General features: G+C 32.3%; 26 protein-coding genes, 2 pseudogenes and 2 other annotated features. Of the genes and pseudogenes, 25 read left to right on the forward strand and 3 right to left on the reverse strand.

Features of this window, described 5'->3' with window-relative positions; genetic code table 11:
* Positions 1-19: 19 nt before the first annotated feature.
* Positions 20-2758: a phosphoenolpyruvate carboxylase gene (gene ppc, locus BN55_RS04835; protein WP_008470762.1), complete on the reverse strand. Its 2739-nt coding sequence runs from the start codon at positions 2756-2758 to the stop codon at positions 20-22.
* A 147-nt stretch (positions 2759-2905) separates the two neighbouring features.
* On the opposite strand from ppc, the gene BN55_RS04840 reads away from it, so the two are divergent.
* Together BN55_RS04840 and BN55_RS04845 are read left to right on the forward strand one after the other, a co-directional pair.
* Complete coding sequence (locus BN55_RS04840; protein WP_008470764.1) at positions 2906-3646, forward strand: class I SAM-dependent DNA methyltransferase; 741 nt, start codon at positions 2906-2908, stop codon at positions 3644-3646.
* A 119-nt stretch (positions 3647-3765) separates the two neighbouring features.
* Positions 3766-4161, forward strand: a complete 396-nt coding sequence (locus BN55_RS04845; protein ID WP_050999534.1) for a WYL domain-containing protein — start codon at positions 3766-3768, stop codon at positions 4159-4161.
* A 266-nt stretch (positions 4162-4427) separates the two neighbouring features.
* Here the strand turns inward: BN55_RS04845 and BN55_RS04850 are convergent, their stop codons facing one another.
* A complete protein-coding gene (locus BN55_RS04850) occupies positions 4428-5111 on the reverse strand; it encodes a TMEM175 family protein (RefSeq protein WP_008470766.1) in 684 nt (227 codons plus the stop codon).
* 217 nt (positions 5112-5328) lie between these two features.
* On the opposite strand from BN55_RS04850, the gene BN55_RS04855 reads away from it, so the two are divergent.
* The 16 genes and pseudogenes from BN55_RS04855 (at position 5329) to BN55_RS04915 (ending at position 16459) form a co-directional block, all read left to right on the forward strand.
* Positions 5329-5928: an HAD family hydrolase gene (locus tag BN55_RS04855; protein ID WP_008470767.1), complete on the forward strand. Its 600-nt coding sequence runs from the start codon at positions 5329-5331 to the stop codon at positions 5926-5928.
* 30 nt (positions 5929-5958) lie between these two features.
* Positions 5959-6582: an NUDIX hydrolase N-terminal domain-containing protein gene (locus BN55_RS04860; RefSeq protein ID WP_008470768.1), complete on the forward strand. Its 624-nt coding sequence runs from the start codon at positions 5959-5961 to the stop codon at positions 6580-6582.
* A 67-nt stretch (positions 6583-6649) separates the two neighbouring features.
* A complete protein-coding gene (locus tag BN55_RS10240; protein WP_008470769.1) occupies positions 6650-6790 on the forward strand; it encodes a helix-turn-helix domain-containing protein in 141 nt (46 codons plus the stop codon).
* An 8-nt stretch (positions 6791-6798) separates the two neighbouring features.
* Positions 6799-7548, forward strand: a complete 750-nt coding sequence (locus tag BN55_RS04865; protein WP_008470770.1) for a LysR family transcriptional regulator — start codon at positions 6799-6801, stop codon at positions 7546-7548.
* A 13-nt stretch (positions 7549-7561) separates the two neighbouring features.
* Entirely contained in the window at positions 7562-8257 is a 696-nt protein-coding gene (locus BN55_RS04870) for a response regulator transcription factor (protein ID WP_008470772.1), read from the forward strand.
* Positions 8250-9599, forward strand: a complete 1350-nt coding sequence (locus BN55_RS04875) for a sensor histidine kinase (protein ID WP_008470773.1) — start codon at positions 8250-8252, stop codon at positions 9597-9599. Before BN55_RS04870 ends, BN55_RS04875 begins: the two co-directional genes overlap by 8 nt.
* 129 nt (positions 9600-9728) lie before the next feature.
* Positions 9729-10379, forward strand: coding sequence for a PepSY domain-containing protein (locus BN55_RS04880; protein WP_008470774.1), 651 nt, complete (start codon positions 9729-9731; stop codon positions 10377-10379).
* A pseudogene (locus BN55_RS10245) lies at positions 10364-10498 on the forward strand (Zn-dependent alcohol dehydrogenase); the annotation flags it as partial. The gene BN55_RS04880 and the pseudogene BN55_RS10245, both read left to right, overlap by 16 nt.
* A gap of 161 nt (positions 10499-10659) precedes the next feature.
* The gene (locus BN55_RS04885; protein WP_008470775.1) at positions 10660-11406 is read left to right on the forward strand and encodes a DUF4097 family beta strand repeat-containing protein; all 747 of its coding nucleotides are present in this window, start codon (positions 10660-10662) and stop codon (positions 11404-11406) included.
* A 130-nt stretch (positions 11407-11536) separates the two neighbouring features.
* Entirely contained in the window at positions 11537-11902 is a 366-nt protein-coding gene (locus tag BN55_RS04890; RefSeq protein WP_008470776.1) for a Fic family protein, read from the forward strand.
* A 58-nt stretch (positions 11903-11960) separates the two neighbouring features.
* Positions 11961-12208, forward strand: a binding site (T-box leader).
* 57 nt (positions 12209-12265) lie between these two features.
* Positions 12266-13639, forward strand: a complete 1374-nt coding sequence (gene brnQ / locus BN55_RS04895; protein WP_008470777.1) for a branched-chain amino acid transport system II carrier protein — start codon at positions 12266-12268, stop codon at positions 13637-13639.
* Between the two features lie 144 nt (positions 13640-13783).
* Positions 13784-14080, forward strand: a complete 297-nt coding sequence (locus BN55_RS04900) for a TetR/AcrR family transcriptional regulator (protein WP_040469317.1) — start codon at positions 13784-13786, stop codon at positions 14078-14080.
* Between the two features lie 56 nt (positions 14081-14136).
* Complete coding sequence (locus BN55_RS10250) at positions 14137-14304, forward strand: MBL fold metallo-hydrolase (RefSeq protein ID WP_008470779.1); 168 nt, start codon at positions 14137-14139, stop codon at positions 14302-14304.
* Between the two features lie 78 nt (positions 14305-14382).
* A complete protein-coding gene (locus tag BN55_RS10255; protein ID WP_236699151.1) occupies positions 14383-14649 on the forward strand; it encodes an MBL fold metallo-hydrolase in 267 nt (88 codons plus the stop codon).
* A gap of 101 nt (positions 14650-14750) precedes the next feature.
* Positions 14751-14962 (forward strand): annotated as a pseudogene (locus BN55_RS04910) (ATP-binding cassette domain-containing protein); the annotation flags it as partial.
* Between the two features lie 129 nt (positions 14963-15091).
* The gene (locus BN55_RS04915; RefSeq protein ID WP_008470785.1) at positions 15092-16459 is read left to right on the forward strand and encodes an MFS transporter; all 1368 of its coding nucleotides are present in this window, start codon (positions 15092-15094) and stop codon (positions 16457-16459) included.
* A gap of 25 nt (positions 16460-16484) precedes the next feature.
* On the opposite strand, the gene tpx is transcribed toward BN55_RS04915, so the two are convergent.
* A complete protein-coding gene (gene tpx, locus BN55_RS04920; protein WP_008470786.1) occupies positions 16485-16979 on the reverse strand; it encodes a thiol peroxidase in 495 nt (164 codons plus the stop codon).
* A 157-nt stretch (positions 16980-17136) separates the two neighbouring features.
* On the opposite strand from tpx, the gene BN55_RS10380 reads away from it, so the two are divergent.
* From BN55_RS10380 to BN55_RS04950, 7 genes are all read left to right on the forward strand, one after another.
* On the forward strand, positions 17137-17295 hold the full coding sequence (locus BN55_RS10380) for a DUF3021 family protein (protein WP_008470787.1): 159 nt from the start codon (positions 17137-17139) through the stop codon (positions 17293-17295).
* A 108-nt stretch (positions 17296-17403) separates the two neighbouring features.
* The gene (locus BN55_RS04925) at positions 17404-17817 is read left to right on the forward strand and encodes a cupin domain-containing protein (RefSeq protein ID WP_008470788.1); all 414 of its coding nucleotides are present in this window, start codon (positions 17404-17406) and stop codon (positions 17815-17817) included.
* Between the two features lie 324 nt (positions 17818-18141).
* Positions 18142-18385: a binding site (T-box leader), on the forward strand.
* A 69-nt stretch (positions 18386-18454) separates the two neighbouring features.
* Complete coding sequence (gene brnQ, locus BN55_RS04930; protein ID WP_008470789.1) at positions 18455-19822, forward strand: branched-chain amino acid transport system II carrier protein; 1368 nt, start codon at positions 18455-18457, stop codon at positions 19820-19822.
* 184 nt (positions 19823-20006) lie between these two features.
* Positions 20007-20984, forward strand: a complete 978-nt coding sequence (gene bsh / locus BN55_RS04935; protein ID WP_008470790.1) for a choloylglycine hydrolase — start codon at positions 20007-20009, stop codon at positions 20982-20984.
* 147 nt (positions 20985-21131) lie between these two features.
* Positions 21132-21608, forward strand: a complete 477-nt coding sequence (locus tag BN55_RS04940) for a zinc-binding dehydrogenase (protein WP_008470792.1) — start codon at positions 21132-21134, stop codon at positions 21606-21608.
* Between the two features lies 1 nt (position 21609).
* Positions 21610-22476 (forward strand): NmrA family NAD(P)-binding protein, encoded by an 867-nt coding sequence (locus BN55_RS09740; RefSeq protein ID WP_008470793.1) that lies wholly within the window; start codon positions 21610-21612, stop codon positions 22474-22476.
* An 88-nt stretch (positions 22477-22564) separates the two neighbouring features.
* Complete coding sequence (locus BN55_RS04950) at positions 22565-23617, forward strand: Fic family protein (RefSeq protein ID WP_008470795.1); 1053 nt, start codon at positions 22565-22567, stop codon at positions 23615-23617.
* Positions 23618-23642 lie beyond the last annotated feature (25 nt).

Below are 23642 nucleotides of genomic sequence, written 5' to 3' on the forward strand. Positions count from 1 at the left end.
AACATCTTTTTTTCGTGTTCTAACCTGAATTACGCAAGCCAGAAGCCACGCCGTTAATAGTAATTGGAATAATGCTTTCGAATACTCCTTGAAGTTCATCTTGACGATTTCGTTTGATCATTTCTATTTGAATATAATTCAAAATATTGAAGTATGGCATCCGATAATCCAGGCTTTGTTTTAATGATGGGGAATCAGCTAATAATTCATCATGATTCTCAATTTGCAAGATGACCTTCTTAGTTAATTTCCATTCTTGATAAATAGGTTCAAAGACTTGTTTAGATTCCTCATCTTCACAAAGTTCAGCATATTGTCTGGCAATTTCCATATTTGACTTAGATAAAACCATATCAACATTTGACATTAAAGCATGGAAGAATGGCCAGCCTTGATACATTCTTTGTAACTCTTTTAAGTTCTTGGGATCCGCATCAATGAAGTGTTTAAAGGCTGAGCCTACACCAAACCAGCCAGGGAACATTATTCTACTTTGTGACCAAGAAAATACCCATGGGATGGCTCTTAAACTTGAAAAGTCAGTTAATTTCTTTCTTGAAGCAGGACGTGAGCCGATATTTAAATTGGAAATTTCTTTAATTGGTGTTGCTTGGAAGAAGTAGTTAAGAAATGCTGGAGTTTCAAAAACAAGTTTGCGATAAACTTTATTGCTGTCAGCTACAATTTCATCCATTGAGGAACGAAATTCTGAGATGTCATCTTCACTAACAGCTTGTTTTGACACCATACGGTCAATTGCAGCTGAAGCAAGCATTTCTAGGTTGTAGTAGGCAGTATCTTTATTACCATATTTATTTTGGATAATTTCGCCTTGCTCAGTCATCCGGATCCGATCATTGATTGATTTAAATGGTTGAGCGGTAATTGCTTGATATGAGGGACCACCACCACGACCGACAGTTCCGCCACGTCCATGCATAAAGGTGATTTTGACGCCGAGTTTTTCGCCGATAGCTGTTAAATCTTTTTGGGCTTTGTAAAGATTCCAGTTCGATGCCAAATAGCCACCATCTTTATTAGAGTCAGAGTAACCAAGCATGATTTCTTGATAGTTGTTTTGAGAAGCGAGCCACGTTTTAACAATATCAAAGTTTAAATACTGACTCATAATTTTGCGTGCATTTTGTAGATCTTCTACAGTTTCAAATAGCGGCACAACTTGCACGCTAGCACTTTGATTATCAAGTAGATCATATTCTTTTAACATGATTGCTTGCTCAAGCATGTCAGAGACACTTTCTGTGTGAGAAATAATGTGTTGCTTGATAACATTATCGCCCAAGCGATCTTTTAGCTGCCGTGCAGTTTTGTAGATCTTTAATTCTTTTTGTAATAATTCTGATTTTGGCTGGTTATTAGAATGAAGATTACGTGGATCATTATTTAATTCGTTTAACAAAAGATCAATCTTGTCTTTTTCGCTTAAGTCGCTATAATTATCGCAGATTCCAGCACTCTTAAGTAATTCAGCTACACAAGCTTCGTTTACGCTTGAATCTTGACGCAAGTCAATTGTTGCTAAATAAAAGCCAAAGACATCAATTGCATCAAGCACTTCAGTAAAGTAAGTTTTGACAATAGCTTGATTATGGTCTTCTTGTAAGGAATTTTTGATAGTTTCAAGATCTCCCTTAAAATCTTGCGGACTAGAATAAGCAGGAATTTGTTCAATATTTTCTAAGTCATGCTCTTTTAAGAAATTATTTTTATCTATTACGCCTAGAAGTTCTTTTTCAGTGTGAGCCAAGCGACTTTCAATGAAGTAAAAGGCACGACGATATGGTTCATTAACTCTAAATGGCGAATTGTCATTAGAATACTTTGAAAGTTCTTCGACTTGAGCAGAAGGTTCCATGTAAGAAGTCGATAAAGAAATTGCTCGATAGAGCGTCTTTAACTGTTTGAAATAATATTCAAAAATCACTTGACTTTGCAAAGTTGCACTCAATCTCAAAGTATCAGCTGTTACAAATGGGTTTCCATCTCGATCGCCACCAATCCACATTCCCATGGTAATTGGAGTCGCAAAAGTTAAGTCTAAGTTGTGCTGCTTAGCTAATTGTTTATATCTAGCAGTAAATTTGGTGATGGCTGGAATTAATGCTTTAGGATAATAAGTTAAAACGTTGGTAATTTCGTTATCAACTTTTAATTTATGACCACGGATAATATCTGTTTGCATCAAAATTTCAATGTTAGCGCGCAATTGCTGGCTCCACTGTTTTTGATTAATGGTGCCGTTTTTAACTTCACGATAAGAACGCAAAAGATGGTGGATACGATTAGTGATTTCAAGAACTGTTTTTCTTTGAATCTGGGTAGGATGAGCGGTTAAAACAGGCACTACATTTACATGTTCTAGAATTTTTTTGGCGTTGTCTTTTTGAGCTACAAGATCGATTGTATCATCTAATTTTCCGAGATAATCTTTATCAGTATTATTGAATAAATTCACTTTGCTGGCTAATTCAACATCTTCTGATATGTTAATTAAAAGAGGCAAAGTTGCAAAATAACGTGCTACGACGATCATTTCTTGATTATCTAAAGCAGCAATTTGCTTTTTTAATTGATCATAATCTTTTTTAGCCGAAATCTTGATAAGATTTTGAATTTTATCAAATTCGTTTTCACCAATTAATTGAGAAGTTGACTCATTAAGTAAATTAGTCAGAATCTTAACTTCTTCGGCGACAACAGCTTTATCGCTGCTATTTTCTAGTTTTGTAAAAGTCATGATAGATTTCCTTTCATATTAGTTATGAATAACATACCATGAAATAAGTAAAAAAGGATACAAGAAAGATATTAAAAAATGCAGAATTTTTAGTTTTGTTATAATAAAATATAGCTTGCTGAATAAACTCAAAGATTGGATTAATAAATGATATATCAAACTTTCGCACAATTATATGATCAATTATTTGATTCAGATATGTATAAAAAATGGGAAAAATTCACTTTAGCTAATATTAAACAGAAAGATTGTAATTTGCTTGATTTGGCCGGTGGTAGTGGACGACTAGCTGTTTTATTAGCAAAAGATGGAATCAATGTCACAGTGGCAGACTTTTCCGATGAAATGCTCAGTTTGGCTAATCAACATAGCGTTGAAAACAATGTTTCCATGCAGTTAATTGAAACTGATATGCGAGATTTGAGTGGCCTTGAAAAGTATGATGTGATTACGTGCTATGCAGATTCACTTTGTTATTTAGATAATGAAAATGATTTGCTTCAGGTATTTTCAGAAGTCGCTAATCATTTAGAGGAGGACGGTATCTTTCTTTTTGACGTAATTACTCCGTATCAGACTGATGATGTGTATCCGGGTTTTATGTATAACTATCAAGATGATGACCATGAGAGAGCCTTTATGTGGCAAAGTTATGCAGATGATGATGTTGCGCATGGAGTAATTCACGACCTGACTTTCTTTAATAGAATAGAAGATGGAAAGTACAATCGTTTGTCTGAAATTCATTATGAAAAAGCTTACGAATTGCCAGTTATTAAATCATTACTAACGCAAGCGGGTTTTACTTCAATTAAAGTGGGGTCTGATTTTAGCTTAGAGATGAAAGACAAAAATGCCACTCGTTGGTTTTTTAAGTGTCAAAAATAATTAAAAAATGTCGATAGATTCATATAGTGGTCTATCGACATTTTTGATATTTTTAGAATTCAAATTTTCTCATAAAAATAGGAGTGGTACGATGATCAAGATAACCTACGCTTTGTGGCGTGATTTCTAGTATTTTTAAATCTTTTTTGCAGCTTCGATATTATCTGCATAAATTTCAAAAAGTTGAAATATCTATTAATCAAGATAGTTTAATTAATAGAAAAGAGTTAGTAACTAGTTTTAAGCAATATGAAACAGAATATTATCAAATTTCATATCGTTGTATTTTGACAAAAGAAGGCGAACAAAAAATCCAGTATAATTCTTATCCAAGAATGAATATTATTCATGATAAAGGAAAAATTTATTTGGATGGCAAATATAATAGAGGAGAACTGCATTATTTGGTAAATTATTTAATTTCATTGGGTAGTAATGTAAAAATTATTTATCCTGATGAATTAAAAGAAAGCTATCTTAACCAGTTAAAAGAGATAGTGCAGCAGTATGATTAGTTGTTCATAGTATAGAAAATTTGCTAAAGCAGAATATTGCGAACATAATATATTGCGGAGGCGATGAACATGAAAAATGAATATTGTCACAATGGAATGAAATGTCAGAAAGGCTGTCCTTGCGCTGGAAAAGATGGTATTTGTCATTGCAAAATGGTGAATAACAAGGAATGCGCGTGCAAGAGCCATTGCAAGGAACAAGATAAGAACTAGAAAAAGACACTAGTAGATTTTTGCAAGAAATGAATCTATTAGTGCCTTTTTGGCTACATTATTTTAGTACGTTTGACTGGAAATAGGAATGAAATAACTGGAATAACTAGATATAATATCATTGCTAATTTAGCATTAAACAATGATAAGACAATTAGTATAATATTCAAGAATAAAGTTATGAACATTTTTCTAATGAAAGATCGACTTATAATAATGTTCATTATTTGCGAATATTTAGCTGTTTTTCTAGCTCTAAAGTATTGAATTAAATATTCTAAAATTTTAGCAATTAAAAATACAATGCCAAAGTTTGCTACAGCAAAAGTAGAAGTTTCTGCCATAATCCATTTTGTCATAACTGGTAAAAGCGACAAGTCAGCTAAGAAGAAGAAATCTAAGATGGCAATTGCTCTTGAAGGCTTAAAAATATAGTATGCAAAAGACAAATGCAAGTCATACCAAAAGTCTGCTACGATAAAGAATGTAATTAAGAATACAATGATACTATTGATAAATTGTTGGTAATGAACTTCATGAAGTGCAGGCTGAATTTCTAAAACAATAATTGTAATGATGATAGCCATTACACCGTCATTAAAAGCTTGCAAGTGTTCACGCAGACTTTCAGGTTCATTTTTTTGAGCTTCTCTTAGTTCTCTTTTAACCTTGTTTAATTTTTCTTTTTCTTGATCTGAAAATTGATCGAAATTATGTTTTCTAGGATTTCTTGACATGAGTTACTTCTCTAATAAATATAGTTGTTTCAATAATTATAGCAAAATTTTATCTGCGTCTATTATTACTAGACCACTCATCACTAATGAGATAATAATTACACTAAAAGTAAAGTACTAAGATGAAATATTATAGACAAGTTAGACATTTTCTTGCAAGATTTTTATTAAAGGCGCATATTTTAGTTATAGATTATGAATGATTGAGGGTAGTCGAATGCTAAAAAATATTATCTTTGATTTTGGCAACGTAATTATGAATTATAATCCTGATGAAATTTTGAATCATTATGAGTTAAGTCGCCAAGAACATAACTTATTAAGAAAGGCTATTTTTGAATCAAAAGAATGGTCAGAAATTGATGCAGGCAAGATTGATGAAAAACAAGCTACAAAAATTTTTGTTAGTCGGGTTCCAGATAATTTAAAAAATAAAGTTAACCAGATTATGGCTACTTGGCCAGAAAATGTAGATTTTTATGAACCAGTTTTTAATTATATTGAGCATTTGCGCAAAGATGACTATAAGATTTATGGATTATCAAATACGGGGATGGAATTTGCCAATTTTGTAAAAGATTCTGAGATGGGCAATTATTTTGATGGTTACGTATTTTCTGCCCAAGAAAGGTTAATGAAGCCAGATTCAAGAATCTATGAGAAGCTGCTTAATCGCTATTCTTTAAAAGCTGAAGAAAGTTTATTTATTGATGACTTGAAAGCAAATACTGAAGCCGCAAAGAAATTAGGAATGCAGACATTTACTTTTAAAATCGATAAGTTAGACGAATTACAAGACTATATTGCTAGTCATTAATTTAGCTATAAAATTTTAGGTGATTAAAGAATGAAGACAAATGATCAAATTGCAAATTGGGCAATGGACTTACAAAGTTTGGCTCAAGCGGGATTGCATTATGGACATGATGTATTTGATCGCGAACGTTATGAAGAAATTCGCAAAATTGCGGGTGAGATGATGGAAGCTAAGACTGGCCTTCCTAAAGAGCAAATTAAAACACTATTTTTAGGTGATGAAGGCTACCAAACGCCTAAAATTGATACTCGAGCTGCAATTTTTAAGGATAATAAAATTTTATTGGTCAGAGAAAAAAAGACACAGGAGTGGTCATTGCCTGGTGGCTGGAATGATTATGATCAAACCACTGCTAAAAATTGTGTTAAAGAAGCTCGTGAAGAAGCGGGAAGAATAGTAGAACCGATTAAGATTATTGCAGTGCAAGATCGGAATCATCATAATAAGCCTGTTATTGCAACTAATATTACGAAAATATTTTATTTATGTAAGGAAATTAGTGGAAAGTTTACGCCAAATGATGAAACGGATGCATGTGATTATTTTAATTTAGATAATTTACCTAAACTTTCACTTGGACGAAATACTAAAGAACAAATTGTAATGTGTTTTGATGCAAATAATGATCCTGACTGGGATACTAAATTTGAATAAAATTAGTAAAGTAGCTCCAATATTTTTGATTTGGGGCTATTTTCGTAGAATTTTAAGGTTATATTGAATGAATCAAATTATATATTTTATTTCAGTTGTTAAAAACAATAACTTTGCTAAACCGGCTGAGGAATGCCATATTTCGCAGCCTGCGATTTCTCAACAGATTAAGGACCTAGAGAATAGTTTAGGTGTTAGAATAGTTTAGGTGTTAAATTGCTAGATAGAAAAGGGCGTACCTTTCAGGTAACAGCAGCAGGTCAATATTTTTACCAGCATGGTCAAGACTTGCTGACTAGTTATAATGAATTAATTGCTCAAACAAAAGAAATAGCTGAAAAAGAGCAAAGTAATTATGTTTTGAGGTTAGGCTACTTAAGAGATTTTGGAACTAATGAATTTTTACAGGCTGTAGCTGACTTTTCAAAAAAGTATCCCGAAGTGAAAGTTAGAATTCACTCTAGTAATCATGAAGAGCTTCTTCAATTATTGCGGGATGATAAAATTGACCTGAGTTTCAGCGATTTAAGACGTGCGCCATCAAATAAATATGTCAACGAGTATCTAACTAAGTCTAATTTTGAAGTTGTAATAAATAAACGTTTAATTGGTAGTAGAAAGAAAATAACCAGTCACGAATTAGCAGAATTTCCTTGCATTTTAATTGTTGGAAATAGTGAAAAAGACAACGAACTTGAATATTGTCGTACAGTGTTTGAAATTGAAAGTAACTTTAAGCTGGTTGGCACTTATGACGAGGCGCTTGTGCAGACAATTGCAGGTGAAGGATATTTTTTGACTAATGAAGGAACTAGAAAGGGCATTACTAATGATGAATTAAAAAAATTAGACTTGATGAATGGCAAGCAGCAAATAATTCAGCAATATTATACTTTTTGGAAGATAGATAATTCTGGATTTTATATTGAAGAGTTTGCTGATATCTTGAAGAAGCAATTTAGGTGATTGAGGAATTAAGATGAAAGATGTAAAAATTCTGCTAGTCGAAGATGAGGAAAGTCTAGCTAGTTTTATTCAACCTGAGCTTGAGTTAGAAGGCTATGATGTAGTTTGGGCTCAAAATGGTAAAGAGGGACTGGAACTTTTTAAAAAGGAAAAGCCCACTTTAATTCTTCTTGATTGGATGCTGCCGATTTACGATGGGATCACCGTATTAAGAAGAATTAGAAAAGTTAGTGATATACCTATAATAATGCTGACTGCTCGCAATCAAGCTTCAGATATCAGTAATGCCTTAGATCAAGGTTTAGATGATTATATGACTAAGCCTTTTGAAATAGAGGAACTTTTTGCTCGAATTAGAGTAATTCTGAGAAGGTTAGAGCGTGAGAAAAAGCAAACAGTTAGTTCTAATTTAGAATTTAGTTCTTTAAAAATTGACTTACTTTCTCATAAATTTTGGTGTGACGGAAAAGAGATCTATTTAACTCCAAAAGAATATGCATTGATGTGTGAATTAATGAATGATCCTGAAAAAGTTAAAAGCAGGGATGAGTTGCTAGATATTGTTTGGGGCTATGATTTTGTAGGACAAACTAATACAGTTGATGTCTATGTCAGAGCCTTGCGAACTAAATTAGGAAAACAGCGTAACTTAATTAAAACTATACGTGGCTATGGCTACTGTTTGAGAAAGTCGGCTGATAATGAATAAAAAAATTAAAACCACTTCGCAGCAATTGACTCGTCTTTTTTTAAGCTTATTTATTGTTATACTTTTATTAGTAAACTTAGCTTTTGCTGGAGTTTCGATAACTTTTATTTATAATAATGCACATCAGCAGGCAGAAGAAGTTATTGATACAGTTAGTGATAATATTAGCGATCATGATGAGCATAAAAATAAAAAAGAGTGGAAATTATTTCTTAATGCATATCTTGCTAGACAAAGTAATGACGCTATTGCTTTGAAGACTCCTAAGGGAAAGACTGTTTATTCTGAAGATGGTGAAGAATTATTTGAAAAAGTAAAGGATAGAAGAAATTTTAATCACGTTATTTTTCTAAATAATAGTGTTTATTACTTACAGAATGAATATGCAGACGATTATAAAGTCTCAGTACTGTTAAACGTTAATGATCTTTTTACTTTAATTACCCATTTATTATTGGCAATTATTGTGTTAAATTTATTCGCTATAATTTGTTCAATTCCACTAATTAAGCGTTTTTCAAGAAAGTGGAGTCAGCCTTTAGAGAAAATAGATCGAGGTATTGCAGCAATTGAGCAACAAACAACAGCTGAAAAGAAGGTTTTTGTTCCTAAACAGCCAGTAGAAATTCGTCATGTAGCTCAATCACTTAATGAGCTATTAGAATATCAAAATAAGGCAATTCAGCGCGAGCAGCAATTTGTCACTGATGCCTCTCATGAACTAAAAACTCCACTCGCAGCAATTCGTGGTCACATAAACTTAATTAAAAGGCGAGGAGAGGATCATCCAGAAATTATTGCTAAATCACTCAAATATATTGATTCCGAATCGAGCCGAATGGAAGTTTTGGTTAATGAACTTTTAGAGTTAGGGCGCGCCCAGAAACAACATCAATCGATTGAACCAGTTGATCTAGTTTCGATAGTTCAAAAAGAAAGTGAAATAGTTGAGCAAGAATATAATTGTCGGATATCAGTTTTAAGTCCCAAGAAAGTTTTCTATCCAATTGAAATCAAAGATTTTCGATTAGTTATTCATAATTTGTTAGATAATGCAGCTAAATATTCTCAGATGGAAGGCCAAGTAATTGTTAAATTACAAAAAGATCATAAATATTTGACCTTATTAGTGAAAGATTATGGAATTGGTATTAAAAAAGAAAATTATGAAAAGATATTTGATCGTTTTTATCGAGAGGATCAAGCTCACTCAAGTAAGATTAAAGGTACTGGCATCGGGCTAGCAATTGTAAAAGAAATAATTGAAAAATATCATGGAAAAATTAGAGTTATTCCTAATATGACTAAAGAAACCATTTTTGAAGTCAGACTACCGCTTTAAATAGAAAATAAAAAAATTTTCATTTAATTTATATCTAGTCTTGGTCTTTAAACACTCATTTTTTCGTAAACTAAATATACAAAGTTAAGCAATAAGAAAAATATTTAAAGAAAAAGTGAGGAATTTATCATGAAGACAAACATTAAGAAATTATCTTTAGGAGCAGCAGTTTTAGGTTTAGCATTTGGTGGAACTAGTCTTACTTTGATTAATCAAGCACACGCATCGACTGGAACAGAAACTACTAAACAAGCCAACACTTCTGGCACTATTAATCTTTCTCAAAATGATGCAATTAATAAATTCAATGAAAAATTTGGCTCAAACTCAATTAAGGAGATTGAACTAAAGCATAAGAAAAATAGTTATGTTTATGAAATAGAAGGCTTTGATTCTGAAAAAGAATATAAAATTAAGATTGATGCAAATACTGGTAAGATTTTAAAGGTTAAGTCAGAAAAACTTGATGCTGATGATAAAGAAGAAGCTTTAGATATCACGGGTTTAATAAATAGAAGCGAGGCAACCAAGATTGCTCAAAGTAAAAGCTCAGGTCAAGCAGTGAAGTGGTCTTTAGAAATGGATGATAAACAACCAGTTTGGGAAGTTAAATTAAAAGATGGCGATAAAGACACTGAAGTTAAGATCGATGCTAAAACCCAAAAAGTTCTAAAGACTAAGACAGATGATGATAAACATGATAAGAAACATGACAATAAAAAGGCTCAATCTGACAAAAAAGATAAGAGTCAAGATCATGATGACAAGATGTATTATTAAAGGCAGTTCTTGCTGGCAAGATTAATCCAGGAAAAGTCCTTACTAAGAGTTTTGACTTAGATCATATTCAAGAAGCTTATGAAGCAATCAAGTCATTGATTATTGTTAATGAAGAGTAATTTTTAAATAGAATCAAAAAAAAGACAGCGCAGGCTGTCTTTTTTGCATGTTAGGTATAATTTTTAACCACTTAGCTAAGTTTTATTGAAAATTATCTCTCTGATAGTAAAATTAAATTAAAATAAGATTAATGAACGAATAATAAAAGAGGTATATAAAAATGTTTTTCAGTAAAAATGAAGAAGATAAAGCTAAGTTAGTTAATGAAGTTTTAAGCAAAGACAGTTTTGATAAGTTAAATATTGAATTGATTGATATTGATCTTAAGGTTGAATCTGGTAATAGCTTTGAAATTCATTATCGTGGTCCTTTGGATGAAAAGCCAAGCGTAGAATTTAAGAATGATGGTCTTGAGGTTAAAGAACCAAAGGTAGATCGTAAACATGGTAAATTTTGGAAAAAAGGTTTTATTGAAGTAAATTTAGTTAGTCATAATGACAGTGGTAACTTGGTTGTTACGGTTCCAGATGGTCATCATTTAAGTGAAGTAAAAACTACTACAGTAAGTGGTGATACAGATATTAAGAATTTGATTGTTGATTCTTTAGCTGTTTTTGTAGCAAATGGCGATATAAATTTGAATAAAGGTCAATATGATGAAGTAAAATTAACTACAACTTCAGGAGACATTGATCTTAAAAAAGTAGCAGTAAGACAAGGAAAAGTGAAACTAACAAGCGGTGACTCTAAAATAGAAGATAGTACGGTTTTTGATGAACTTAAAGTTTCAACAACTTCAGGAGATAATTTAGTTAAAGACGTAAAAGTTGCTCAGTATCGACTGAGTACTTTAAGTGGAGATAATTCACTCTTTGGGAAAAATGGATCAACTGAAAAAGTAAATAGTGCCAATGGTGAAGGCACTATTATTTTAAGTACCTTATCGGGAGATAATACGGTCAAGTAACTTAGTTGAACAGAAACAAGGTTGATTATAAAAGTAGAATATGAAAAAATGCCATAATTTAAAAAATGGCGTTTTTTTAATTATGAAGTAAGATATTAGCGATAAAATTTTAAAAAAGTGTATTTTTAAATTGGGAGATTTGGTTGATTGGGCAAATAATAATAAAGACAAAATCCATCCAGTAAAATATGCTGCGGATTTACATTTTAAATTTGTGTCAATTCATCCATTCAGAGATGGTAATGGTAGGACGGCTAGATTATTAATGAATTTAGCATTAACGGAAGCGGGATATCCAGTAGTGAACGTGTTTCCAGACGAAGAATCTAGAAATAAATACATGGATGTTTTAGCAAAGAGTAGACGAAAGAATGACCCTGAAATTTTTGAGAATTTAATTGGGGAATATACGGAAAAAGCGTTAAAGAATCGTATAAAAATACTTGAATTAAACGAGCATAATATCGAACAAGCAAGAAAAGAAACAAATTTATAAAAAAATATTGACATCTGTGATATTTATATTAAAATTGTTTTTAACAAATTTAATTAATCTGAAAACAAAGAGAAAGAAGAGTAGCTTAATCTTTATTTGCAGCGAGTCTCGTTAGGTGTGAGGAGATAATTTCTAAGATTAAATGAAAATCACTTTCGAGTTCTAATTCTAAATTTTTTAGTAAGAGTTAGTGGGAGCACCCATTATAGTGCCTGCGTATCGTCAAGTAATTGACTGCACGTGAAAGGTATTGCTAGTAATAGCAATATAAATAAAGGGTGGTACCACGCTCAAAGCGTCCTTCAACTATTTATTTAGTTGAGGGACTTTTTTGTTATCAGAGATAGTTTTGGAGGAAAAAATATGACCGATTATACATCGAAAAAACTCACATGGAAAAATTACCTAGTTGTTGCATCCTTGCTATTTGGCCTATTTTTTGGAGCCGGTAACTTAATTTTCCCACTTCATTTGGGACAACTTGCTGGGGCAAACTGGGGCACCGCGGCTCTTGGATTTTTGATTACTGGTGTTTTGCTTCCATTACTTTCTGTATTAGCTGTTGCAATTACACATGCAGATGGGGTTTATGACATCGGAAAACCATTAGGTGCAGGTTTTGCTGTAGTATTTATGGTTTTAATCCATGCTACAATTGGTCCTTTATTTGGTACACCAAGAACAGCAACTGTTTCGTTCACAGTAGGAATTGCGCCATTTGTTCCTAAGAGTATGCAAGGACCTGCATTATTAATTTTTTCTGCTTTGTTCTTTTTAGCAGCTTTTGGCTTTTCTTACCATCAAAACAATATTTTATCTAATGTTGGTAAAGTCTTAAATCCATTATTTTTATCTTTATTATTCTTGGTATTCGTTGTAGCATTTGCTCGTCCTTTAGGAAATCCTCAAACCGCTGCAGTAACAGCTGCTTACAAGCACGGTGCTTTAGTTAACGGATTCTTAGAAGGATATAACACAATGGATGCCTTGGCTGGTTTAGCCTTTGGTGTTACTGTAGTTACAGCCGTTCGTGGAATGGGACAAAAAGATGCTAAAAGCGTATCAAAAGTTGTTGCTAAATCAGGATTTCTGGCAGTTTTAGCCATTGGATTTATCTACTTATTGTTAATCTTAATGGGAGCAATGTCACTCGGACGTTTTGCAGTTTCTGATAATGGTGGGGTTGCATTTAATCAAATCGTTAACGTTTATGGCGGAGTATTTGGACAAGCATTACTAGCATTTTTATTAACTGTTACTTGTTTGACTACTGCAGTTGGTTTAGTTGCTGCTTTTGCTCAAGACTTCCATAAGCATTTCCCACAAGTTAGCTACCATGCTTGGTTAGCTCTTAGCTGCTTGGCCTCATTTTTAGCTGCTAACTTTGGTTTAGATACAATCATTGCTTGGTCAACTCCAATGTTAATGTTCCTATATCCTTTATCAATGGTGTTAATTTTATTATCTGTCTGCTCACCATTGTTTAAGACGGACGGCGTTGTTTACTTCTTTGTAATCCTATTTACAGTTGTTCCAGCATTAGGAGATATGGTAGTAGCATTTCCAAGCGTTGTAAGTCAAAGTTCATTTGGTTTGACAGTAGCTTCTGTAAGAAATCATTTACCTTTGGCTAACATGGGACTTTCATGGCTTGTACCAGCTTTAGTTGGTTTAGCAATTGGATTAGTTGTTCATTTTGTTAAAAATAAGAAAGTAGCTTCTGCATTAGAAGATTAAAGGAAAACTCTGCTAATTGATTTTGGCAGAGTTTTTTCTTTGTAAAAAAATAACGATTTAGTGCTTCTATAGTAGGACTTAAAAATGATTAGTAAAAGTTTTCTTGATCTGTTTTTATTGATCATAAGAAAGCTAATAACCCCAATGACAACATCTGCACAACAAGCCTTGCATCAAGACCTAATTACTTTATTAAATACTAAGAAAATAAATCAAGTTTCTATTAAAGAGCTAACGCAAACATCAAACGTTGCACGAAGTACTTTCTACGCATATTACGATAATATAGACAATTTATTAGAAGAAGTAGAAGATACTTTTATAGAGAATCTGAATACGCTTGATCAGGGTATCACAGATCCGGCTGCAAATAACTTTACGTATTTTTATGAAGTGTTAAGTTATGTTGAAAAAATAGCAATCTGCTGTCAGCCTTATTAATTAAAGATTACGATTATCGTTTAGTTGAAAAATGGAAGACTGCAATTAAGGCTAATTTGTATCGGCTTTTTAAATTAGCTGATCCTAATATTAAAGCTGAACTTTTATTTGAAATAACAGCAAGCGAGCAACTAGCTAAATTAGGAATTAAGCCAAGTGATATTGACTACGTTATCATTTCACACCTTGACTGCGATCATGCCAATGGGTTACGGCAAATTTAAAGATGCCAAGAATATTATGGTAGCGCGGTCAGAATATGAGTACGCTCAGAAGCATCCTTATATTCGTTTTAAGAAAAAATGGTGGGATGGTATGGACTTTACTTCATTAATATTCCGGGACACACTGCTGGACTAATTGCTACTAAGATCACTAATAGTGATGGCAAATATTTCCTTTATTATGGGGATGGCTATGGTGAAAAATCTTGGAAAGATATGGTAACATCTGGCATTTCAATGGATAAAAGTGCTCAAAAGAAGTCACTCGAGTGGATTAGAGAAGAAAGTTTAGATCCAAATTGTGTGAGATCATTAGCTTGTCACGGGATTGAAAAAAAGCCCTGAATTGTTTGAATTTTAATTAGTAAATTCTATTTAAATAAGTCCTTATGCACATCATTAAAATTCATCCCTTTATACATATCAGGGGTGCTATTTTTGATGGCCTATCAGGTGGTCAAAGACAGAAGATCGTTTTAGCTAGAGAAAAAATTCATGATAGTGATATTATTTTGATTGACGAAGGAACTAGTGCTATTGATCAAAAAGCAACAATGAATATCTTGGAAAAGTTGCTGGAAAGCAACAATTTGCTCATAATTTTAATGAGAATATGCGACAGTTGTTTGATAGGGAAATTTATTTAAGTAAAAATTAGCACTTGTTTTCAAAATCATTTTTTTATAAAATACAATAAATTAAAAATCTAAACCACTTAGGTGGTTTCATCAAAGAGAGTCTTTTGGTTTTCCAAGGGGCTCTCTTTTGTTTTGTAGAAAGGGATTAAATGAAAAATCAAAAAAATATTGTTGCTATTATTTCGGTTACATGTATTTCATTTTTAGGAATTATGACAGAGACTAGTTTAAACGTCGCTTTTCCCAGATTAATGAATGAGTTTAAAGTGCCATTGAATATAATTCAATGGTTGACTACTGCCTATCTCTTATTTATTGCAATTCTGATGATGTGTTCTTCCTACTTTAGCAAAGCTTTTTCGGCTCGTGAGATCTTTATCAGCTCTGCAACACTTTTTATCTTAGGTTCTATAGTTTCACTTTTAGCACCAAACTTTTTTATCTTACTTATAGGAAGATTGTTATCTTCATTTGGTGCAGGCTTATGTAGTCCACTTATGTTTAATTTAATTGTTGAATTAATGCCTCAGGACAAGTGGGGTTTTTATTTGGGACTATCAGGCTTAGTACTTTCCTTAGCACCAGCTTTAGGGCCGGCATACGGAGGATTAATGGTTGAATACTTTTCCTGGCGAGAAATATTCTTGTTTACAGGAATTTTTGCTTTGCTTATTATGCTGACAGGAATAAACACCGTAGAGAAGTATTATCCTAAAGAAAAAATTAAATTCGCTTGGCTATCATTTTTGAGCTTATCAGCAATTTTGATCTTACTAAATTTATTCTTAAATCAATTATCAATTAATTTAGCTGTATTATTACTAATTTCTATTTTTATATTTCTAATTATTTATAAAAAAGATCGTAATAGACTATTTGATTTTCGAATTTTTAAAATTAGATCTTTCTCATTAGCTTTTATTTCATATCTTTTGTTGCAAATGATGACAATTGGAATTGAGTTTTTATTGCCTAATTATATGCAATTAGTTAATCATTTGAGTCCTCTGAATAGTGCGTTGATTTTATTGCCGAGATCAATTATTGCCTCCTTATTAAATCCAATATTTGGAAGGATGTATGATGATTGGAACGCAAAAATACCTTTGTATGCTGGGATCGTATTTATATTAATTTCATGTATTTTGTTTAGTGTTTTCGCTGACGGTATGACTATGGCTCTAGGTACTATATTTTTCATTGTTTTCATGTTAGGCCGACAAATGGCATTTAATAATACTTTAGCTGAGGCAATGGGGTATCAAAAGAAGGAGTTTAGAACTGATGCAACCGCAGTACTTCAAACAGGACAACAATATGCTGGATCAATTGGGACAATTCTTTTATCCTTAATTATTTCGCTTGTTCAAAGTAATCAATCAAATTCTCATTTAGCTATTGCCCAAGGGAGCCGAATAGATTTCATGATTTTAGGATTAATTAGTGCCTGCGTGATTATTTGTTACTTTTTTATGTTTAAGTTAAAAAATAAAAAACTGCTATCTACAGAATTGTAGGTAGCAGATAAATTAAACTTTTAATTTATACTAATTTCTTTAGTTCTTCTAACGCAGCTTCATAATTTGGCTCGTTGGTAATTTCATCAACAATTTCACGATATAGAATCTTACCATTTGGATTAAGAATCCAAACTGAGCGTGCTAGAATTCCTGATGCTGGGATTAACAAGCCGGTCGCTTTTCCAAAAGATAAGTTTTTGTCAGACAGCAATTGCATATTTTTAACATCTTCAGCTGCACACCAATTTTGTTGATCTTGGATAGTGTTAGTCGAAATAGTTAAAAAATTAACATTTGGAAATTGATCCATTTTCTTATTAAAAGTTTTAGTTTGAATGCTGCAGACAGGCGTGTTGATATCTGGTACAACACTGATTAAACTTACTTCCCCTAATAGATCATTTTTAGTAACTTCTTGCTTATCTTTATTTAAAACTGTAAAGTTTGGCATATTATCACCAACCTTAGGTGGGATGCCAATTAATTTAACTTCTTTTCCTTTAAAAGTAACTTTCATGAAATTCCTCCTTTTATTATCTTTTAACTTAAATATAGCAAACTCAGTTCAGTAACTTAAATATTTAGCTTACAGATATTAATTTTTTAGAATTTAAAATTTTACTTTTGAATTTAACCACTTATTTAAATAGTGAATTCGAAAAGGAAGACTTTTTATGTTAATTGGAACTTTTAGCTTATTCTCAATAATGATGATGTTAAATAATTGGTCTATCAATATTTGGACATTGCTTATTTTTATTCTTTCATACGTTGTTATTTGGATAACAATCAAGTTAACACAAGATCGCCAAATTAGGAAACGTAATAGCTAGTTAATAATCCTCATTCGTTTTATGCATAGCTGACTATTACCAATAAATATTTTTTATAATAGTTATCTTGATTTAAAATAAAAGCAAAGTTAGAAATGAGGTAATAGCATGGCAAAAAATGAAGAGGAAGTAAAAAATAGTGTTTTTGGATTCGGTGATTCTAACGAAGCTTTTGCTAAGTTTTTTAAGGGTACAAGTTACCTCAAACCTTTAGCAGAAAGCAAAGATGCAAAAACTGCTGTTCACAATGTTAGCTTTGAACCAGGTTGTCGTAACAATTGGCATAAACATACTGTTCCTCAAATCTTAATTGCTGTGGCTGGTGAAGGCTGGTATCAAGAAGAAGGCAAAGCTCCACAAAAGATGCTTCCAGGCGATGTAGTAATTGTAAATCATAATACTAAGCATTGGCATGGAGCTACTAAAGATTCATGGTTTGCTCATGTTGCTGTGATGGTAGGCGATAGTAAGAATACATGGCTTGAACCTGTTTCTGATGAAGAATATGATAAATTAGACTGATTAATCGGAAAATTCAATATGTAAATTATAATTAAACCGAAAAATTCCTCTTAAAGAAGACGAAACTTTACATGTCTATCTTTAAGAGGAATTTTTATTTTTGAAAGTATTGTTTAACTAATGAAAAATTATTACTGCCAGCTGTTATTAGATCAATAGTTGTTTGTGCTGATAAGTGTGATTTAAATTTACTTACAAATATAAATCTAATCATATGGAGCCAATTTATATTGGATTGAAAAAGAATAAAATTAAAAATACGTTAGAATAATATTGACTTTATTTAATTTATTATGTAATATACTTACTAAATAAACGGTATGAATAACCACTAAGAATAGGAAATTATCTTTATCTTTATCTAGTCAGCGAACCCAATTTAGTGTGAGTGGGGATAGGAAAGTAAAGTGAAAGTAGCCTAGGAGTGCCTGAAGTGAAAGTAATTGTAGCTTTAGGCGGGTGCGCCCGTTATAGCGTCAACGTATCTAGTTAACTATGTACGGGGTAAGGGAATAATAGTAATATTATTCTAAAATAAGGTGGTAACACGCGTGATAACGTCCTTATGAGCTTTATGCTTATAAGGACGTTTTTTGTACCTAGCATTAATATAATTTTTATCGAGAGGAATATTAAAATGAAGACAAAAAAAGCGAGTATTAGACAGTCAATGATTATCGCATCACTTATTTTCGGAATGTTATTTGGAGCGGGAAATCTTATTTTTCCAGTTCATTTAGGTCAATTAGCAGGTAGCAATTGGCTTATAGCGAGTAGTGGCTTTCTTGTTTCTGGAGTTTTGCTGCCATTAATGGCACTATTGGCAATTAGTATTACTAGGTCAAATGGAATCTATGATCTTGCATTGCCGAATGGTCGTTACTATGCACTTATCTTTTTAATCCTTGTCCACGCTACTTTAGGACCATTATTCGCAACTCCGCGGACAGCCACTGTTCCCTATGAAATCGGAATTGCACCATATTTATCTAGGTCAACTAATACTTTGGGGTTATTAATCTATTCAGCAATTTTCTTTAGTTTGGTTTATCTTTTTTCAAATCATGAAGGTAAGATTACTACTTTAATTGGTAAAGTCTTAAATCCTTTGTTTTTGTTATTGTTGTTTCTGATCTTTTTGTTAGCATTTATACATCCATTGGGTTCTGGAAATACTGCTACTGTAACTGCATCATATGCAAGGCATGCTTTTTCCAATGGCTTTTTACAAGGTTATAATACAATGGACGGGTTAGCAGCATTAGCATTTGGAATTACTATTATTACAGCAATTAAAGAACTAGGTATTAAAAAGACAAGACAGGTTTCAATTGAAACAGCCAAAAGTGGTTTTCTAGGAATTGCAGGAGTTGCTATCATATACTTGGCTTTAATTTGGTTGGGTGCGACTAGTTTGCATCAATTTAAATTAGCAGCAAATGGTGGGATTACTCTTGCTCAGATTTCACACCATTACTTAGGAACTGCTGGAGATGCGATTTTAGCAACTTTAGCAACCATTACTTGTATGACTTCAGCAATGGGATTAGTAATTGCATTTTCACAAGATTTCCATCGTCGTTTTCCTAAAATTTCATATCGAACATTTTTGCGAATTAATTGTGGTCTTTCATTCCTATTTGCGAATTTGGGTCTTGATCAAATTATTGCATGGTCAACACCAATTTTAATGTTTCTTTATCCACTAGCAATCACATTGATTATTTTAGGATTACTTTCACCAATATTTAAGCATGACCGACTTGTTTATCAGATTACAACTACACTGACTCTAATTCCTGCATTCTTTGACATGTTGAATGCATTACCGGCTAACTTACACGACAGCCAATTATTGCAGACATTACTTGGGTTTGCTCAACAATATTTTCCATTTTTTAGTTTGGGCTTTGGATGGTTAACTTTTGGTATTGCGGGCTTAATCCTTGGATTGATTTGTCATGTATTAAAAGTAAGAAAACGTCTGGGACTAATTAGCGAATAGTGTGCCCTATAATCAACTACAAAGTTTACAGTATTGTGTAAAAAAGGTAATACAATTATTTGAGCTATTGCAGATGGTGACCTTGGTATTGATTATCTGTTTAGATCAATTTAGTGTAATCTCTTTTCATTTAAGCTTAGAATATGAAGTGAAAGTATTGCTTTGATCAAAGGAGATATCTAATATGTGTACATCAATTTTATACAGTCCTAAAGACCACTATTTTGGCAGAAATCTTGATTATGAAATTGCTTATGGTCAAAAAGTGGTTATTACACCAAGAAATTATGAATTCGAGTTTACCGATTTACCAGCTGAAAAATCACATTATGCAATGATTGGTGTAGCCGCTGTAGCAGATAACACTCCGTTATATTGCGACGCAATTAATGAAAAAGGATTGGGAGTTGCTGGTTTAAGCTTTGCTGGACAAGGGAAGTACTTTCCAAATGCAGCAGATAAAAAGAATATTGCTTCATTTGAATTTATTTCATATTTATTAGCTACTTATGAAACTGTTGATCAAGTAAAAGAAAGCCTAACTAATGCAAATATTTCTAATGTGAGTTTTGCTAAAAATACCCCAGCTTCAGAACTTCACTGGCTAGTAGGAGATAAAACTGGTAAGAGTATTGTTGTTGAGTCAGATGAAAAAGGCCTGCATGTTTATGACAATCCTGTCAATGCTCTGACTAACGCACCTTTATTCCCAGAGCAGTTAACTAATTTGGCAAACTATGCTTCGGTTGTTCCAGGCGAACCTGATAATAATTTTTTACCTGGTGTTAATCTTAAGTTATATAGTCGCAGTTTAGGTACGCATCACTTACCAGGCGGGATGGATTCAGAATCACGTTTTGTTAAGGTATGTTTTGCCTTGAATCACGCACCAAAAGATAGTAATGAGGTAGAAAATGTTACCAATTTCTTCCATATTTTAGAGTCTGTTGAACAAGCAAAAGGGATGGATCAAGTTGGTCCTAATAGTTTTGAATATACGATGTATACTAGCTGTATGAATCTGGAAAAAGGAATTTTGTACTTTAATTGCTATGATGACAGTAGAATTAGTGCTGTTGATATGAACAAAGAAGATTTGGATTCATCAGACTTAGTTGTATATGATTTGTTTAAGAAACAAGATATTAATTTTGTAAATTAAAAGAAGAATATAAAAAAAGCAACTTTAGCTGCAATTCCAGAGACATACTATACAGCCTATGGTTCTTTACTTAATTTAAAGATCAATGAAAAAGATTCAATTTTAGTTCGTGGTGGTACAAGCGGAGTTGGGATTGCTTTTCTTAAATTGTTAAAAGCACGTTATCCTAATATTTTTGTTTCTGGTACTTCGCGTAATTTAGCTAAAGAAAAACAAATGAAAGATGTGGGTTATGACGAAGTTATAGTTGATGAAAAAGGGCAACTGAAAACCAATAAAAAATTTACTAAAATTTTAGAGTTAATCGGTCCTAAAACTGTAAAGGATAGTTTTAAACATACTCAAGAAGGTGGAATTGTTTGTTCTACTGGTCAATTAGGTAATCAATGGTACTTAGAGGATTTTGATCCAATTATAGATATTGCTCCTAATAGTTATTTAACGAGTTTTTATTCAGATAATGTCGATAATTTAAAAATTAACCAAATGCTGGAATATATTGAAAAATATCATGTTGATTGTAAACCTGAAAAAGTATTTGATTTGAAACACACCGCTGATGCTCATCGTTACTTAGAAAGCAAACATAGTTTTGGCAAAGTTGTAGTAGTGGAGGATAATTAAAATGAAAATAGCAGTTACTGGTGCAACTGGACATTTAGGAAGTTTAGTCGTTAAAAATTTAAGTGAAAGAATCGCTAAAGAAGATATTATCGCTTTAGTTCATAATAAAGCACATGCTAAAAATCTAATTGATGCGGGTTATGAAATTAGAGAAATTGATTTTCAAAATGTTGCAACTTTAAATAGTGCTTTGAAAAAAGTTGATACTTTAATTTATGTAGCAAGTAAGACTTATTCTGTTTTTGACCGCGTAAGAGAATTAGAAAATGTTTTGTCGGCAATGAAAGAAAACCATGTTGCTAATTTAGTGGCTATGAGTTTTATTGCAGATCAAGAAGATAATCCGTTTGTGATGTCGCCATTTTATGGTTATTTACCAAGACGTCTTGCTGGAACAAAATTGAATTACGCAATTGCTAAAAATAGTTTGTATGCTGATCCATTAGTACCGTATTTGCCAGAATTAATTGAAAGAAAAGGTCTGATCTATCCAATTGGCAACCAAGAGTTGAGCTTTATTAGCTTGGAAGATTCGGCCGAAGCAATGGCAATGATGGCACTAAAGCCAGAAATTCTACATAGTAGAAAGTCATATTTGTTAACTCAAGCTCGTTCTTACACGATGTCTGAATTAGGTAGGATTATGACTAAAGTTACTGACCATGAAATTGGCTATCATCCAGTTAGTGTAGAAGAATTTGGTAAGATCTATGCTGCTGAAGGCGACGGTCAAGAACTTGCTTCAATGTATGCTGGCGGAGCAATGGGATATTTGCATGGCTTAAGTGATGATTTTGCTCATATTACTGAACATGAACCAGAAAGTATGGAACATTTCTTAGCTAGAAATTATCATCAAAATCAATAAGAAATCGCGCTCATAATTAAATAATCGATATCAAATGTGCTAAAATGATATCGATTATTTTTTTATGAGTTAAATAGAGGTGAGAAAAATGAAAAAATTTGATTATCATACTTTAAATAATCTTGAAATTACCTTTTCTATGCTTACAAAAATGAATACGATTTATGAATTAAGGGGTCAAACTAATAGTTATAAAACTGATTATCGTGAAGAATTAGATCGTCTTGTAGAAGTAGCAAAAATTCAAAGTACTGATGCATCAAATCGAATTGAGGGAATATATACGGTTAATTCCCGACTTAAACAAATTATGGCACATAAAACTATGCCTAGAAATAGAAATGAAGAAGAGATTTCTGGATATCGAGATGTATTAAAGTTAATTCATGAGCAATATCATTATATGTCGATAGTACCAAATACTATTTTAGCAATGCATAAAGAAATGTTTTCATATAATAAAAATGCAACTTGGGGTGGAAAATTTAAGTCAACAGACAATGAAATTATTACAGAATATGCTGATGGACATAAAGAAGTTCGATTTAATCCGCCTTCTGCTTTATTGACGCCAGATCTAATCAATGATCTATGTGGTCAATATAATGAAGCATTTAAATTAGGAAAAATCCCTCCGATTTTATTATGCGGAGCATTTATTTTTGATTTTGTATCAATTCACCCGGTTAATGACGGTAATGGACGTATGTCTAGATTACTGATGTTGCTTACAATGTATCAGGCTGGCTTTGATGTTGGGAAATATATTAGTATTGAAAAAATCATCGAAAATACTAAAGATGAATATTATCGTACCCTAAAGGAAAGTTCTATAGAGTGGGAAGATAACAAAAATAGCTATGCGCCATTTTTAAATTATTTCTTGGAAGTTGTAATTAAAGCATATAATTCTTTGAATGATCGATTAGGTATAGTTGCTCATCAAAAACTATCTGCCTCAGAGTTAATTTTACGAGTAATGCAAGAAAAGATTAAGCCTTTATCAAGAACTGAGTTAGTAGCCCTTATTCCTCAATATAGTGATATATCTATTAGAAGAGCATTAAGTGAATTAAGAGAGCAAGAAAAGATTAAATTAATTGGGAGAGGACCGGCTAGTAAATATACTCTGAATTATTAAAAGTCGCGCTCATAATTAAAATAAT

This window comes from Lactobacillus hominis DSM 23910 = CRBIP 24.179, assembly GCF_000296835.1.
In the GTDB taxonomy this organism is placed as follows: domain Bacteria; phylum Bacillota; class Bacilli; order Lactobacillales; family Lactobacillaceae; genus Lactobacillus; species Lactobacillus hominis.